Here is a 14,608-nt window from a genome sequence, read left to right on the forward strand (position 1 = left end):
CGCTGCCCGGTCGCTGTCCAGAAGCGCCCGCAGCGGAGGCCGCGCAGGACGAGAGGCGGAGAGTGGACGCGGGCCGGGACGCAGCAGCGGAGCGGGTGGTGGCGGTGCACGCCCACCCCGACGACGAGACGATCACCATGGGCGGGACCCTGGCGCGGCTGGTGGCGCAGGGCGCCTCCGTCACCGTCGTCACCGCCACGCGGGGCGAGTGCGGCGAGGTCATCCCCGAGGACCTCGCTCCGCTCGAGGGCTCGGCCGAGCTGGCCGCGCACCGGACGACCGAGCTCGTCGTCGCCCTGACGGCCCTCGGCGTCGCCGACCACCGCTTCCTCGGCGAGGCGGGCGCCCGCGCACCCGGCCTCGCTCCGCGCGTCTACCGGGACTCCGGCATGCAGTGGGGGCCCGGCCGCGTCCCGGTGCCGCTCGAGCCGGTGCATCCCGCGTCCTTCACCGCCGCGCCCGAGGACGAGGAGGTGGCGGATCTCGTCGCCGTCCTCCGGCAGGTCGACGCGGGCGTCGTGCTGTCCTACGACGCGGGCGGCGGCTACGGCCACCCGGACCACGTCCGCACCGCCCGGGTCGCCGAGCGCGCCGCCGAGCTGCTGGGCCTGCGCTTCCTCGCCGTCCTCCCCGACGCGGCCCCGCCCCTCCCCGGGGACGTCGTGATCGAGCTGTCCGCCGAGGACCACGCCCGCAAGCGCGCGGCCCTCGAGGCGCACGCGACGCAGCTGGTGGTCGAGGGCGACGAGGCCCGCCTCTCGAGCGGTCCGCCGTTCACCATCGGCCGCATCGAGCGCTTCCGCCCGGTCGCGCAGGCGGGGCGTCCGGCGCCGCTGCCGGAGGAGCGTCCGACGCTGGGATCGCGGGTGCTGTCGGGCGTCGCCGGAGTCCTGGTCGGCGCGGTGGTCGGAGCGATCACGACCGTCGCCCATCAGAGCACCGTGTCGGTCGGCGGTGTCGTCCTCCCGGTCGGCCTGGCCGCCTCCCTCGCCGGCGTGCTGCTGCTCCTGCTCGGGCTGCGCCTCGTGCTCATCGACCGGTTCGTCGCGTTCTGCACCGCGATGGGCCTGCTCGGGATGATCGGGCTGCTCGCCCTGCGCAGCACCGGCGGATCCGTCCTCGTCCCGGCGAACGGCCTCGGCGTGGCCTGGACCTTCCTCCCCGCCCTCATCGCCCTCGTCGTGATCGCCTGGCCACGGCTGCGGGCGGCCGCTCCCGCCGCCGCCCCGCGGCCCGCGGACGCCGACGCCCCGTCGGCCCCCGTACGATAGAGACACTGTTCGAAGGGACCTGGAGCACCGTGACCTACGTGATCGCACTTCCGTGCGTCGATGTCAAAGACCGCGCCTGCATCGACGAGTGCCCGGTCGACTGCATCTACGAAGGCGAGCGCTCGCTCTACATCCACCCGGACGAGTGCGTGGACTGCGGTGCCTGCGAGCCGGTCTGCCCCGTCGAGGCGATCTACTACGAGGACGACCTCCCCGAGGAGTGGTCCGACTACTACAAGGCCAACGTCGAGTTCTTCGACGAGATCGGCTCCCCGGGCGGAGCCGCCAAGGTCGGCGTGATCGCGAAGGACCACCCGGTCATCGCGGCGCTGCCTCCGCAGAGCCACTGAGGCCGCTCCCGTGGCCCTCGGCGCGCTGCCCGACTACCCCTGGGACCTGATGGCGCCCTTCGCCCGCACGGCGGCGGAGCACCCCGGCGGGATCGTCGACCTGTCGATCGGCTCGCCGGTGGACCCGACGCCCGCCCCGATCCGCGACGCGCTCGCCCGCGCGACGGACTCGCACGCGTACCCCACGACCGTGGGCACCCCCGCTCTGCGCGAGGCGATCGCCGCCTGGTACACGCGGCGGCGCGGAGTCGAGGGCCTCGGGATCGACGAGGTCCTGCCGACGATCGGCTCCAAGGAGCTCGTCGCCTGGCTGCCCTTCCTCCTCGGACTCGGGGAGGGGGACGTGGTCGTGCATCCGCGCGCCGCCTACCCGACGTACGCGATGGGCGCGGCGATCGCCGGCGCCGAGGCGCTCGCCTCCGACGACCCGGCCGAATGGCCCGCGACGACCCGCCTGGTCTGGCTCAACTCTCCCGGCAACCCCGACGGCGCCGTGCTCGACGTGCCAGCCCTGCAGCGCGCCGTCGCGCGTGCCCGTGAGCTGGGGGCCGTGATCGCGGGGGACGAGTGCTACGCCGAGCTCGGCTGGGACGGCCGCTGGGCCGACGAGCCGATCCCGAGCGTCCTCGACCCGCGCGTGGTGGGGGAGGACCGCACCGGGGTCCTCGGCGTCTATTCGTTGAGCAAGCAGTCGAACCTCGCCGGCTACCGCGCCGCCTTCGTCGCCGGGGACCCGGCCCTGATCGCGCGCCTGGTGACCGTCCGCAAGCACGCGGGCATGATCGTGCCCGGTCCGCTGCAGGAGGCGATGATCGTCGCCCTCGCCGACGACGAGCACGTCGCCGCGCAGAAGGAGCGCTACCGCTCCCGCCGAGACCGCCTCCGGCCCGCCCTCGAGTCCGCGGGCTTCCGGATCGACCGCAGCGAGGCCGGACTCTACCTGTGGGCGACCGAGGGCCGCCCGGCCTGGGAGTCCATCGACCGCCTCGCCCGCCTCGGCGTCCTCGCGGGCCCCGGCGTCTTCTACGGGGAGGGCTTCCCCGAGCACGTGCGCCTCTCGCTGACGGCCTCCGACGAGCGGATCGACGCGGCCGTCGAGCGCCTGTCCGGGGGCCTCTGAGGCGTTCGACCCGGCCGATCCTGGCGGGTTCCGACAAGGCCCCGGCCCCAGCGCTGGGCGATGTCACAGTGCCCCCGCTTTGCCCATAGGCTGTATGTGGTTCGGTCGACGGTGCCTCACGAGGCCCCGGCTGCACCACGATCCAGACCCGGCGCCGCCCGCTCCGCGCGAGCGCTTCCGGGGTGCGACCGCGACGACCTGGGAGGCGTTGTGACCGAATCCGGCACGCAGAGCGACGGAACCGCGACGGTGGGCTCCACGGAGCCCGCGACCGGGAGCGCCACGACGCCGCCTCCCGCGCCGGCGGAGCAGGAGCTCCCCGAGAAGGTCACGCTCACCTTCGGCGACCGCACCGCGGACTTCCCGGTCCTGCGCAGCGTCGACGGCTCCTCGAGCATCGACTTCTCGACCCTGTCGAAGCAGACCGGCTTCATGTCGCTCGACTACGGCTTCGTGAACACGGCGGCGACCAAGTCGCAGATCACCTACATCGACGGCGACCAGGGGATCCTCCGCTACCGCGGCTACCCGATCGAGGAGGTGGCCACCAACGCGACCTACCTCGAGGTGGCCTGGCTCCTCATCTACGGCGAGCTGCCGACGGCCGACGAGCTCGCGGGCTTCGACGAGCGCATCCGCCGCCACACGCTCCTCCACGAGGACCTCAAGCGCTTCTTCGACGCGCTCCCGCACAGCGCGCACCCCATGTCGGTGCTCTCGGCCGGGGTCTCGGCTCTGTCGACGTACTACGAGGACAGCTCCAACCCGAAGGATCCGGAGGCGGTGGAGCTCACCACGATCCGCCTCCTGGCGAAGCTGCCCGTGATGGCGGCGTACGCCCACAAGAAGGCGATCGGCCAGGCGTTCCTCTACCCGGACAACTCGCTGAGCTTCGTCGACAACTTCCTCCGCCTCAACTTCGGAACGATGGCCGAGCAGTACCAGGTCGACCCGGTGCTCTCGAAGGCGCTCGACCGCCTCCTGATCCTCCACGAGGACCACGAGCAGAACGCGTCGACGTCGACCGTCCGCCTCGTCGGCTCCACCGAGGCGAACCTCTACGCCTCCGTCTCGGCCGGCATCAACGCCCTGTTCGGCCCTCTGCACGGCGGAGCGAACGAGGCGGTGCTCACCATGCTCGGCCGGATCCGCGAGTCGGGCGAGAGCGTGTCGACGTTCGTCGAGCGGGTGAAGAACAAGGAGGAGGGCGTGCGCCTGATGGGCTTCGGCCACCGGGTGTACAAGAACTACGACCCGCGCGCGAAGCTGGTCAAGGAGAGCGCCTCCGAGGTCCTGCAGGCCCTCGGCGTGAAGGACCCGCTGCTCGACATCGCGATGGAGCTCGAGGCCCTCGCTCTCGAGGACGATTACTTCAAGGAGCGGCGCCTCTACCCGAACGTCGACTTCTACACGGGCGTCATCTACAAGGCGATGGGCTTCCCGACCCGGATGTTCACCGTGCTCTTCGCGATCGGCCGCCTGCCCGGCTGGATCGCCCACTGGCGCGAGATGAACACCGACAAGCAGACCAAGATCGGCCGCCCGCAGCAGCTCTACATGGGGTCACCCGAGCGCCACTGGCCGACCGACCGCTGACCGGTCCCCGAGAGCCCGTCCCCGCCGGGGGCGGGCTCTCGCCGTGCGGCGCACCCGCCTCTCGTCAGCCGTCCGAGGCTCGAACCGCTTCTTCGAGGCGGGACGCAGAGCGGCGTGGTCGCCGCGGACTCGATCAGCACGGGTCGTCCCGGGGTGCCGCCTGCGGGGCCCGGCGGCGCCGGACGCTCGCCCTCAGGCGTGCAGAGCGGCGTTCAGCTCGATGCCGGCGCCGGTGCGGGGGAGGACCTCGACGGCCCCGGTGAGGGAGTTGCGGCGGAAGAGCAGGTTCGGCACGCCCGAGAGCTGCACGGCCTTCACGGTCTGCGGGGCGCCGTCGGCGCGCGGCGCTCCGCCGACCACGACGACCTTGGTGCCGGCGGTCACGTAGAGGCCGGCCTCGACGACGGTGTCGTCGCCGAGGGAGATGCCGATGCCTGAGTTCGCACCCAGCAGCGCCCGCGCGCCGATCGAGACGCGCTGCACTCCTCCGCCCGAGAGGGTGCCCATGATGGAGGCGCCGCCGCCGATGTCCGAGCCGTCGCCGACCACGACGCCCTGCGAGATGCGCCCCTCGACCATCGAGCTGCCGAGGGTCCCGGCGTTGAAGTTGACGAAGCCCTCGTGCATCACCGTCGTGCCGGGTGCCAGGTGCGCGCCGAGGCGGACGCGCGAGGTGTCTGCGATGCGCACCTTCGCGGGGGTGACGTAGTCGGTCAGCCGCGGGAACTTGTCGATGCCGGTGGCCTGGATGCCGTGGCGCCGGAGCGAGGGGCGCAGGCGGGTGAACGACTCCGGCGAGACCGGACCGGCGTTCGTCCACACCACTTTCGGCAGGTGGGCGAAGACGCCGTCGAGGTTCACCTCGTTCGGGCGGACCAGGAGGTGCGAGAGCAGGTGCAGCCGCAGGTAGGCGTCGGACGTGGAGGCGGGCGGCGCCTGCACGTCGATCTGCAGCGTGACCACGTCGATGCGGACCTCGCGGCGCGGATCCTCGCCGGCCTGCTCCTCGAACTCCGCCGGCACGATCCAGGGGTCGCGGCCGGCCGGGATGGTGCCGAGGCGCGGCTCCGGGAACCAGGTGTCGAGGACGGTGCCGTCGGCGGCCACGGTGGCGAGCCCGTATCCCCAGGCGGAGGCGGGCGCGGAGGAGTCTGCGGAGTGCTCGAGGGTCATGCCGATCAGGGTAGCGCGGAGCGTCCGGCCGCTACCCTGGGGCGCATGGCCGATCCGACCACCGCCCCTCCGCTCGACCTGCGCACCGATCCGGTCGCACTGACGCGGATCCTCTGCGACATCCCGTCCGTCTCGGGCGACGAGCTCGAGATCGCGGACGCGGTGCAGTGGGCGCTCGAGCAGTACGACCACCTCGAGGTCATCCGCGACGGCCACACCGTCGTGGCGCGGACGAACCTCGGCCTCGCCCAGCGCGTCGTGATCGCCGGGCACCTCGACACGGTGCCGGTCAACGGCAACCTGCCCGTCGTCGCCGAGACGATCGACGGCGTCGAGCACCTGGTCGGCCGCGGGACCGTCGACATGAAGGCCGGAGTGGCGGTGCAGCTCGTCCTCGCCGCCGAGCTCTCCGATCCGGCCGTCGACATCACCTGGATGTGGTACGACAACGAGGAGGTCGCAGCGGACCTCAACGGCCTCGGCCGTCTCTCCCGGCACCGCCCCGACCTCTTCTCCGCCGACTTCGCCGTGCTCGGCGAGCCGACCAGCGGAGCAGTGGAGGGCGGCTGCAACGGGACGCTCCGGGTCGACGTGGTCACCCGCGGCGTCCGCGCCCACTCCGCCCGCAGCTGGGTCGGCGAGAACGCGATCCACGCGGCGGCGCCGATCCTCGACCGCCTCGCCGCCTACGTACCGCGCGAGGTCGAGGTCGAGGGCCTCGTGTACCGCGAGGGCGTCAACGCCGTGCGCGTCACCGGCGGGGTCGCGGGCAACGTGATCCCGGACCTCTGCACGGTGCAGGTCAACTACCGCTTCGCCCCCGACCGGTCCGGGGAGGAGGCGCTCGCCCACCTCGAGGAGCTCTTCGAGGGGTTCGAGGTGACGGTGGACGATCTGGCCGAGGGCGCCCGCCCGGGGCTGGACGCACCTCTGGCCCAGGCCTTCCTCGCGGCCGTCGGAGCCGAGGCGAAGCCCAAGTACGGCTGGACCGACGTCGCGCGGTTCTCCGCCATGGGCATCCCGGCTGTCAACTACGGACCGGGCGACCCGCTCCGGGCCCACGCCGACGACGAGCGCGTGGCGGTGCGCGAGATCACCGAGTGCGCCGAGGGCCTCCGCCGCTGGCTGACCGCGTCCTCGTGAGCGCGAGCGCCACGGCCGTCCCCGTCCGACTCCGCCTCCGCCTGCGCCTGGTCCCGTGGTGGGCGCGGGTCCTCCTGGTGTACATCGCGACCCGCGTGGTCACGACGGTGATCCTGTTGCAGTTCGCCGCGCACCAGCTCGCGAACCCGTGGACCGGACCCTCCCCGTCCTACTCGGCCTTCGCGTCGATGTGGGACGGCCGCTGGTACGAGATCATCGCGGCCACCGGGTACCCCGGCTTCCTGCCGATCACGCAGGACGGCCACGTGGGAGAGAACGCCTGGGCCTTCATGCCGCTCTACCCGGGCGTCGTGAAGGCGCTGATGGCGCTCACCGGCCTCACCTGGGCTCCGGCCGCCGTGACCGTCTCCGTCCTGTGCGGAGCCGGAGCCTGCCTCGTCCTGTACCGCCTCTTCCGGCACTCCCTCGGCGAGTCGCAGTCGCTGACGGCGGTGCTGCTGTTCTGCGTGGCGCCGACCTCGCCGCTGATGCAGCTCGCCTACGCGGAGTCGATGGCGATGCTGCTGACCGCGGTCACGCTCCTCCTCCTGGTGCGGCGGCGCTGGCTCGCGGTCGTGCCCGTCGTGCTGCTGCTGGGCCTGACGCGGCCGAGCGGGCTCGCCTTCGCCGCCGCGCTCGGCCTGTACGTCGTCTACCGGTTCGTCCGGCGCCGCACGGAGCCGTTCCCGCGGTCGGAGTGGCTGCCGGCCGTGGGCCTGACGGCGTGGGGGCTCGTGGTCGGCTTCCTCTGGCCCGCCGTGGCGTGGGCCGTCACCGGGTCGATGACCGCGTACACCGACACCGAGCTGGCGTGGCGTGCGGTCTACATCGGCTACCAGGAGCTGCTCCCGCTGACCCCGTGGTTCCAGGGCGGCGCCTGGTGGGGCTCGTGGTGGTTCGGGGCTCCGGCCGTCGGCGTCGTGCTGGTGGTGCTCCTCCTGGCGGCGTTCGTCGGGATCCTCGCCGCACCGTGGACACGGAGGCTGGATCTCTTCAGCCGGGCCTGGGTCGCCGGGTACGGCGTCTACCTGCTGGCGTTCTTCTTCCCGCAGTCGAGCACCTTCCGGCTGCTGGGCCCGATGTTCCCGCTCGTCGGAGCGCTGGCGGTGCCGCGCTCGCCGGTCTTCCGGGTCGCGCTGGTCCTGCTCGGGATCGGCGGCCAGATCGTCTGGATCTCGATCTGCTGGGCCGTCGCCGGATCGGACTGGACTCCGCCGTGATCGTGCCGCGCGCCCGCCCGGCGCGGTGCTCCTCCGGGGACTCCCGACTCCCGCACGGGTATGCTCGTCGGAATGTCTCCCCTCACGCCAGCCGGTGAGCCGCGACACGCGTCGCCCCTCCTCCGGCCGACCCGCCGGCGAGCCGCGGCGACACCCGCCCGCTCCCCGCTGACGACCGCCTCCGCCTCCTCGACGGACCGCGGGCCTCTCGCGTGAGCGCCACCGCGATCGCGCCGGAGACGGAGGACGCCTCTCCGTCCCGCTCCCGCTGGGGTCTGCTCCGGAGGATCCCGTGGTGGATCCAGGTGCTCCTGGTCTTCGCCGTGTCCCGCGTCGTCACGACCGTGATCATGCTCCGTGTCGGCGCCGTGCGTCAGGGCGTCGAGTGGACGGGACTCCGCGACACCTACGTCCGATTCGCGACGACGTGGGACGGCGGCTGGTACGAGCGGATCGGGATGACGGGGTACCCGTCGGTCCTGCCGCTCTCGCCGTCCGGAGCCGTGGAGCAGAACCCCTGGGCGTTCATGCCCGTCTACCCGTTCACCGTCCGCGGCCTGATGAACATCACCGGGCTCGACTGGGCGAATGCGGCGGTGCTCGTCGCCCTGGTCTGCAGTGCAGCGGCGTGCCTGGTGATCTACCGGCTGTTCCGCGTCTCGCTCAGCGAGGGCCAGGCGCTGATGGGGATCGTCTTCTTCTGCGTCGCTCCGACGTCCCCGATCCTGCAGATCGGCTACGCGGAGTCCGGCGGCATCCTCCTGACGGCCGTGCTGCTCCTCCTGCTGGTGCGCCGCAAGTGGATCTGGACGTTCCCCGTCGTGCTGGTCGTGGGGCTCCTGCGCCCGAGCGGTCTCGCGATCGCGGCGATGACGGGCCTCTACTTCCTCTACCGCGTCTGGCGGCACGTGCGCGGCACCGAGCCGTTCGCCCGCCGGGAGTTCGCCTTCACGGTCTCCCTCACGGTCTGGTCCCTCGCGGTGGGGTTCGCCTGGCTGCTCATCGCCTGGGCCGTGACCGGCTCCTTCACCGCCTACACCGACACCGAGCTCGCCTGGCGCAGCGTCTTCATCGGCGAGGGCGAGCTCATCCCCTTCACCTCCTGGTTCGCCGGTGGAGGCTGGTGGGGAGGCCTCTGGTTCGGCTCGCCGATCACGGGCATGGGCATCACCGTCGTGGTGGTGCTCGGATTCCTGGCGATCCTGTTCTCGCGGGCCACGCGCAGCCTCGACGTCTTCTCGCGGCTCTGGGTCGGCGGCTACGCGATCTACCTCTTCGCGTTCTTCTACCCGCAGTCGAGCACGTTCCGCATCCTGATGCCGATGTTCCCGCTGGCCGGGGCGCTCGCGGTGCCGCGGTCGACTCTCCTGAGGGTGTTCGTGGTGGCCGCATCGATCGTCGGGCAGATCGTCTGGGTGCTGCTGTGCTGGGTGTTCACCCCGGGCGACTGGTCCCCGCCGTGATCGGCTGACGCCCGACTTCCGGGCGCGGTTCGGAACACCCCCGCGGATGCACGATAATAGGGGGATACGTCACGAAAGGGGAACTCTATGGCGGCCATGAAGCCGAGGACCGGAGACGGACCGATGGAGGCTGTTAAGGAGGGCCGACTCATCGTCGTGCGCGTTCCGCTCGAAGGAGGCGGACGCCTCGTCGTCTCGGTCAACGATGCAGAGGCGAAAGAGCTGCACGACGCGCTCGCGTCGGTGGTGTCTCCCGCCTGATCCGCACCGTCGTGAACGCCCGTCGCACACCGTGCGGCGGGCGTTCCGTCTTTCCTCGGTCGGCCGCGCTCGTCAGGCGCGGCGCTTGTTGGCCTGCAGCAGGCCGTCGCCGATCGGCGAGAGCACGCTGACCACGGCGGGGGAGGCGCAGACCTCGGCCACCAGCGTGCGGAACGCCGTCGCGATCTCGTCGCGCTGCGCGGGGTTGGCCACGCGTCCGCGCCAGAGCGCGTGGGGGACGAGGACCGTCCCGCCCGGACGGACGAGCCGCAGCGCGTGCTCGACGTTCTCGATGACCTGCAGCGGATCGCCGTCGACGAAGACGATGTCGTAGGAGTTCTCGTTCATCCGGGGCAGCACCTCGAGGGCGCGGCCCGGGATGAGCCGCAGCCGGTTGGGCGAGATGCCCGCCTCGTGGAACTGGGCGCGCGCGTGCTGCTGGTGCACGGCCTCGGAGTCGATCGAGGTGAGCATCGCCTCGGGGGCGCCGTCGAGCAGCCACAGGCCGCTCACTCCGGTGCCGGTGCCGATCTCGATGATGGAGGTCGCGCGCGCCGCGGCGGCGACCAGCGCGGCCTGCGCTCCGATCGAGGGGGAGACGGCGTCGATGCCCAGCTCGACCGAGAGCCGGCGGGCCGAGGCGATGGCCTCCGACTCGACGACCGCGTCCTCGGCGTACTTCCAGTTGGCATCCTTGTCGGACACGGGGGCGCTCCTCTGATCGGTGCACCGAGCGGATCGCGCCCGGGCATCGTCAGGGTACGGTGGCGCGCGGGCTCCGCGAGGGAGGCGCGGCGGGTTAGTGTTGTCCTCGTGTTCGGTCTGACGTTCGACAAGCTCCTCATCATCGGGGTCATCGCTGTCTTCGTGCTGGGTCCCGACCGCCTCCCGCACTACGCCGCCCAGCTCGGGCAGCTCGTGCGCAAGGTGCGCGGATTCGCCACGCAGGCCCGGGAGCGCGTCAAGGACGAGATGGGCGACGAGTTCAACGACGTCGACTGGAAGAAGCTCGACCCGCGCCAGTACGATCCCCGCCGCATCATCCGCGACGCCCTGCTCGAGGACGATCCGGCCCCCACCGTGAAGCCGCCCACCGCTGTCGCCGCTCCGGTCGTGCCGGGCGGCACCGGCTCCGCGCAGGACAGCTACTACACGACGATGCAGCGCTCCGTCTCGTCCGGCACGCTCTCGAGCGTCGCGCCGCCGCCGATCGACTCCGAGGCCACCTGAGCCCTGCTCCGCGAGGAGCGTCGGGCGGGCGTCTCGACCGACGCCGCCCGCACGAAGCCGCGCGGAGGCGTCAGCCGACGGCGAGCGGAAGACGACGGCCGGTCAGTCCCCGCGGCCGCGCGGCGAGCGTCGCCGCCAGGGCGTCGATCGCCCGGGCGGCAGGATCCTCCGGATCGCCGACGACGACGGGCACGCCCTCGTCGCCCCCTGCCCGCAGCGCCACGGAGATCGGCAGCGACGCGAGCAGCGGCACCTCGTCGCCCGTCGCAGTGAGCCGACGCGCGACCTCGGCCCCGCCTCCGCTGCCGAAGAGCTCCAGCACCGAGCCGTCGGGCTGCGGAAGCCCCGACATGTTCTCGACCACTCCGACGATGCGCTGACCCGATTGGCGGGCGAGCGCGCCGCTGCGCTCGGCCACGTCGGCGGCCGCCGGCTGCGGGGTGGTGACGATGAGGACCTCCGCATGCGGGAGCAGCTGCCCGATGGAGATCGCCACATCCCCCGTGCCGGGAGGCAGGTCGAGCAGGAGCACGTCGAGGTCGCCGAAGTACACGTCGGTGAGGAACTGGGAGATGGTGCGGTGCAGCATGGGTCCGCGCCAGGAGACGGCCGCCCCCCGGGTGTCGCCCTCGAGGAACATCCCGATCGAGATGACCTTCACGCCGTGCGCCACCGGCGGCAGCATCAGCTCGCCGACGCGGGTGGGCCCCGCGACGCGCCCGTCGTGCATCAGGCCGAGCAGGCCGGGGATGGAGAAGCCGTGCACGTCGGCGTCCACGAGGCCGACCGCGAGCCCCCGCTGAGCGAGGGCGACCGCGAGGTTGGCGGTGACGGTCGACTTGCCGACACCGCCCTTGCCGCTGGTGACCGCGTACACGCGGGTGAGCGAGTCCGGGCCGAAGGGCATGCTCCGGCGGCCGCCCTGGAGGCGCTCGGTGAGGGCGGTGCGCTGCGCCGACGTCATGACTCCGACCACGACGTCGACCGCCGTGACTCCGGGAGCCGAGGTCGCGGCCTCGCGCACGTCGCGCTCGATCGCGGAGGCGGCCGGACAGCCGACGATGGTCAGCCGGATCGCGACGCGGACCGCTCCGTCGGCCCCCGCCTCGACCGACTCGAGCATGTCGAGCTCGGTGATGGGCTTCCGGATCTCCGGATCGACGACGCGGGCCAGCGCCGTCCTGACGGCGGTCTCGATGGCGGCGACGTCAGGCATCGCGCCGCTCGGGCTCCTGCGCCCGATCCTTCTCGAGCTCCTCGAGCAGGCCGCGCAGCTCCGAGCGGATGAAGTCCTTGCTCGCCATGTCGCGGATCGCCAGGCGCAGGGCCACGACCTCGCGCGCGAGGTACTCGGTGTCCGCGAGGTTGCGCTCGGCCCGCTGACGGTCCTGCTCGATCTGCACGCGGTCGCGGTCGTCCTGGCGGTTCTGCGCGAGCAGCAGCAGCGGCGCGGCGTAGGAGGCCTGCAGCGAGAGGATCAGCGTCAGCACCGTGAAGCCGAGGGCCTGCGAGTCGAAGCGCGCGTCCGCGGGCCCGTAGGTGTTGAACATCAGCCAGAAGACGCAGAAGATCGTCATCCCGACCAGGAACCACGGCGTGCCCATGCCGCGGGCGAACGACTCGGTCAGGCGGCCGAAGCGGTCGCTGCTCGGGCGGTTCCGCCGGGAGAGGACGCGGGTGCGCAAGCCCTTCGGAGCGTCCAGGCGCCGGTCCTGCTTGGTGTCCCTAGCCACGCGCGCCCCTCCGTCCCCGTCGTGTCCTGCCTGTCGCCGCGGGTGCCGGCGGCACGAGCGGGACGCCCTGCGTCGCCGTCGTCACCGGCTTCCTCGGTTCGTCGTCGTCGCCGTGGCTGCGCCAGTCGTCGGGGAGGAGGTAGTCGAGGACGTCGTCGATGGTCACGACGCCGACGAGGCGGTGGGACGCGTCGACGACGGGCACCGAGACGAGGTTGTAGCTGGCCAGGATCCGGGCGACCTCGGCCGCCGAGGTCTCGGGCGTGATCGGGTCCATGCTCTGGTCGAGCAGGGTGCCGAGGCGCTCGTGCGGCGGGTAGCGGAGCATCCGCTGGAAGTGCACCATGCCGAGGAAGCGGCCGGTCGGCGGCTCGTAGGGCGGCAGTGTGACGCAGACGGCGGCGCCGAGGGCCGGGGCGAGCTCGTGGCGGCGGATGAGGGCGAGACCCTCGGCGACGGTCGCCTCGGAGGAGACGATGATCGGCTCCGTGGTCATCAGACCGCCGGCGGACTCCGGGGCGTAGGTGAGGAGCATGCGGACGTCGTCCGCCTCCTCGGGCTCCATCAGCTCCAGGAGCGCCTCGCCGCGCTCCTCCGAGAGCTGGGCGATCAGGTCGGCCGCGTCGTCCGGCTGCATCTGGTCGAGGACGTCGGCGGCGCGGTCGTCGTCGAGCCGGCCGAGGATCTCGACCTGCTCGCTCTCGGGCATCTCCTCGAGCACGTCCGCGAGGCGGTCGTCCGAGAGCTCGCCGGCGACCTCGAGCATCCGCTGCTGCGGCAGGTCGAGGAGCGTGCTGGCGAGGTCGGCGGGCTTGAGCTCGGAGAGGCTGGCGACGTACTGCTCGGCGGACTGCGCCTCGGTCGAGACGCTCTCGCGGACCTCGCGCCAGCCGGCGAAGGCGGTCGCGCCCTTGGCGAAGGGGGAGGGGCTGGTCTTGGGCCGGCGGACGAAGAGCTGCGCGAGCTCCCACTCGCCGGGAGCGGCCTCCTCGATCGCGACGTCCTCGACGACCGCGTCACCGGAGCCGTCCACGAAGCTCACCCGGCGGCCGAGGAGCTCGGCGATGACGCGGACCTCGCCGCCCCGCTGCTCGAAGCGGCGCACGTTGATCAGCCCGGTGGTGATGATCTGGCCGCTGCCGATGCTGGTGACCCGGCCGATCGACACGAAGACGCGACGGCGCCCGGGGATCTCGACCACCAGGCCGACCACCCGCGGGGCGTCGTTCTGCCGGTAGACCAGGAGCACGTCGCGGACCTTGCCGACGCGATCGCCGGCCGGGTCGAAGACACTGCATCCGGCCAAGCGCGCGACGAAGACTCTGGCGGAACTCACGGCTACAAACCTAGTCCCGTGCAGCCGGGCGGACGCCGAGCGTTCCCGGCTCGCCCTCGGCCGGTTCTCCGAATCCGTTCAGAGACCTTCAAGTGGCCTGTGCGATTCTGTCCGGGTGACTCAGCAGACGCCGTTCAGCGGCCGAGGGCCGGCCTTCCCCACGATCCCGCGCGGGGAGATCCTCGCCACGTTCGACACGTACCAGGAGGCGCAGGCCGCCGTCGACGTGCTCGCCCGCGCCGACTTCCCGGTGCGCCAGCTCGCCATCATCGGCAATGAGCTCAAGAGCGTCGAGCGGGTGACCGGCAAGCTCACCTGGGGCCGCGTCGCTCTCGCCGGAGCGGCCTCCGGCGCCTGGCTCGGCGTCTTCCTGGGCCTCCTGCTCATCATCTTCTCGCCGACGACGGAGCTCTCCTTCCTCATCGCGGCGGTCCTCCTCGGCGCCGGCTTCGGGATGCTCTTCGGGCTCGCCTCCTACGCCGTGAACCGCCGCCGTCGCGACTTCACCTCGACCATGCAGGTGATCGCGACCAGCTACTCCGTGCTCGTGGACCCCGAGGTGGTCAACCGCGCGCGCAACCTGCTCGACGGCGGCACCTCCCCGGCGGAGGCGCCGCAGACGGCCTGGGCTCCGCCGCCCGCCGCGGTCGGCGACCCGCAGCCGCAGCCCGTCCGCCCCGAGGACGACCCGCGCTGACGATCCTCCACGAAA

Annotated in this window: 15 protein-coding genes; 10 read left to right on the top strand and 5 right to left on the bottom strand. The window is 72.4% G+C overall.

All coding sequences use genetic code 11. The features are described from left to right. Positions 1 to 62: 62 nt before the first annotated feature. The 4 genes from C5C46_RS02605 (at position 63) to C5C46_RS02620 (ending at position 4,337) form a co-directional block, all read left to right on the top strand. A complete protein-coding gene (locus C5C46_RS02605; protein ID WP_146078922.1) occupies positions 63 to 1,271 on the top strand; it encodes a PIG-L family deacetylase in 1,209 nt (402 codons plus the stop codon). 29 nt (positions 1,272 to 1,300) lie between these two features. After that, positions 1,301 to 1,621, top strand: a complete 321-nt coding sequence (gene fdxA / locus C5C46_RS02610) for a ferredoxin (RefSeq protein WP_104222984.1) — start codon at positions 1,301 to 1,303, stop codon at positions 1,619 to 1,621. A gap of 10 nt (positions 1,622 to 1,631) precedes the next feature. Beyond that, positions 1,632 to 2,741, top strand: a complete 1,110-nt coding sequence (dapC, locus tag C5C46_RS02615) for a succinyldiaminopimelate transaminase (RefSeq protein WP_104225550.1) — start codon at positions 1,632 to 1,634, stop codon at positions 2,739 to 2,741. A 210-nt stretch (positions 2,742 to 2,951) separates the two neighbouring features. After that, the gene (locus C5C46_RS02620; RefSeq protein ID WP_258059270.1) at positions 2,952 to 4,337 is read left to right on the top strand and encodes a citrate synthase; all 1,386 of its coding nucleotides are present in this window, start codon (positions 2,952 to 2,954) and stop codon (positions 4,335 to 4,337) included. A gap of 192 nt (positions 4,338 to 4,529) precedes the next feature. On the opposite strand, the gene dapD is transcribed toward C5C46_RS02620, so the two are convergent. Continuing rightward, a complete protein-coding gene (gene dapD, locus C5C46_RS02625) occupies positions 4,530 to 5,510 on the bottom strand; it encodes a 2,3,4,5-tetrahydropyridine-2,6-dicarboxylate N-succinyltransferase (protein ID WP_104225551.1) in 981 nt (326 codons plus the stop codon). A gap of 45 nt (positions 5,511 to 5,555) precedes the next feature. Between dapD and dapE the strand changes: the two genes are divergently transcribed. From dapE to C5C46_RS02645, 4 genes are all read left to right on the top strand, one after another. Beyond that, complete coding sequence (gene dapE, locus C5C46_RS02630; protein WP_104225552.1) at positions 5,556 to 6,653, top strand: succinyl-diaminopimelate desuccinylase; 1,098 nt, start codon at positions 5,556 to 5,558, stop codon at positions 6,651 to 6,653. After that, entirely contained in the window at positions 6,650 to 7,873 is a 1,224-nt protein-coding gene (locus tag C5C46_RS02635) for a hypothetical protein (RefSeq protein ID WP_258059271.1), read from the top strand. The genes dapE and C5C46_RS02635 overlap by 4 nt, the downstream gene beginning before the upstream one ends. Before the next feature lie 212 nt (positions 7,874 to 8,085). Next, positions 8,086 to 9,336, top strand: coding sequence for a hypothetical protein (locus C5C46_RS02640; protein ID WP_104222988.1), 1,251 nt, complete (start codon positions 8,086 to 8,088; stop codon positions 9,334 to 9,336). Positions 9,337 to 9,423: 87 nt separating this feature from the next. Next, the gene (locus C5C46_RS02645; RefSeq protein ID WP_068208299.1) at positions 9,424 to 9,597 is read left to right on the top strand and encodes a DUF3117 domain-containing protein; all 174 of its coding nucleotides are present in this window, start codon (positions 9,424 to 9,426) and stop codon (positions 9,595 to 9,597) included. A 72-nt stretch (positions 9,598 to 9,669) separates the two neighbouring features. Here the strand turns inward: C5C46_RS02645 and C5C46_RS02650 are convergent, their stop codons facing one another. Next, positions 9,670 to 10,302, bottom strand: a complete 633-nt coding sequence (locus C5C46_RS02650) for an O-methyltransferase (RefSeq protein WP_104222989.1) — start codon at positions 10,300 to 10,302, stop codon at positions 9,670 to 9,672. 108 nt (positions 10,303 to 10,410) lie between these two features. Between C5C46_RS02650 and C5C46_RS02655 the strand changes: the two genes are divergently transcribed. Next, complete coding sequence (locus C5C46_RS02655; RefSeq protein WP_146076468.1) at positions 10,411 to 10,827, top strand: twin-arginine translocase TatA/TatE family subunit; 417 nt, start codon at positions 10,411 to 10,413, stop codon at positions 10,825 to 10,827. A gap of 70 nt (positions 10,828 to 10,897) precedes the next feature. Here C5C46_RS02655 and C5C46_RS02660 read toward each other — a convergent pair whose 3' ends face one another. Genes C5C46_RS02660 through C5C46_RS02670 form a run of 3 tightly spaced genes read right to left on the bottom strand, consistent with a single transcriptional unit; the run spans position 10,898 to position 13,896 of the window. Further along, the gene (locus tag C5C46_RS02660) at positions 10,898 to 12,043 is read right to left on the bottom strand and encodes an Mrp/NBP35 family ATP-binding protein (RefSeq protein ID WP_104225553.1); all 1,146 of its coding nucleotides are present in this window, start codon (positions 12,041 to 12,043) and stop codon (positions 10,898 to 10,900) included. Further along, positions 12,036 to 12,560 carry a DUF1003 domain-containing protein gene (locus C5C46_RS02665; RefSeq protein ID WP_104222991.1) on the bottom strand — a complete coding sequence of 175 codons (525 nt, stop codon included), beginning with the start codon at positions 12,558 to 12,560 and terminating at the stop codon, positions 12,036 to 12,038. The genes C5C46_RS02660 and C5C46_RS02665 overlap by 8 nt, the downstream gene beginning before the upstream one ends. After that, the gene (locus C5C46_RS02670) at positions 12,553 to 13,896 is read right to left on the bottom strand and encodes a magnesium transporter MgtE N-terminal domain-containing protein (protein ID WP_104225554.1); all 1,344 of its coding nucleotides are present in this window, start codon (positions 13,894 to 13,896) and stop codon (positions 12,553 to 12,555) included. Before C5C46_RS02670 ends, C5C46_RS02665 begins: the two co-directional genes overlap by 8 nt. A 115-nt stretch (positions 13,897 to 14,011) precedes the next feature. Here C5C46_RS02670 and C5C46_RS02675 point away from each other — a divergent pair, with 115 nt between their 5' ends. After that, positions 14,012 to 14,593 (top strand): general stress protein, encoded by a 582-nt coding sequence (locus tag C5C46_RS02675; protein ID WP_258059272.1) that lies wholly within the window; start codon positions 14,012 to 14,014, stop codon positions 14,591 to 14,593. Positions 14,594 to 14,608: the final 15 nt, after the last annotated feature.

Source organism: Rathayibacter sp. AY1E6 (assembly GCF_002931115.1).
Taxonomy (GTDB): domain Bacteria; phylum Actinomycetota; class Actinomycetes; order Actinomycetales; family Microbacteriaceae; genus Rathayibacter.

Bases quoted from the DNA above. Each gene is read 5' to 3' on its own strand.
- C5C46_RS02645 (WP_068208299.1), top strand. From the start codon at position 9,424: ATGGCGGCCATGAAGCCGAGGACCGGAGACGGACCGATGGAGGCTGTT.
- C5C46_RS02660 (WP_104225553.1), bottom strand. From the start codon at position 12,043: ATGCCTGACGTCGCCGCCATCGAGACCGCCGTCAGGACGGCGCTGGCC.
- dapE (WP_104225552.1), top strand. From the start codon at position 5,556: ATGGCCGATCCGACCACCGCCCCTCCGCTCGACCTGCGCACCGATCCG.
- dapD (WP_104225551.1), bottom strand. From the start codon at position 5,510: ATGACCCTCGAGCACTCCGCAGACTCCTCCGCGCCCGCCTCCGCCTGG.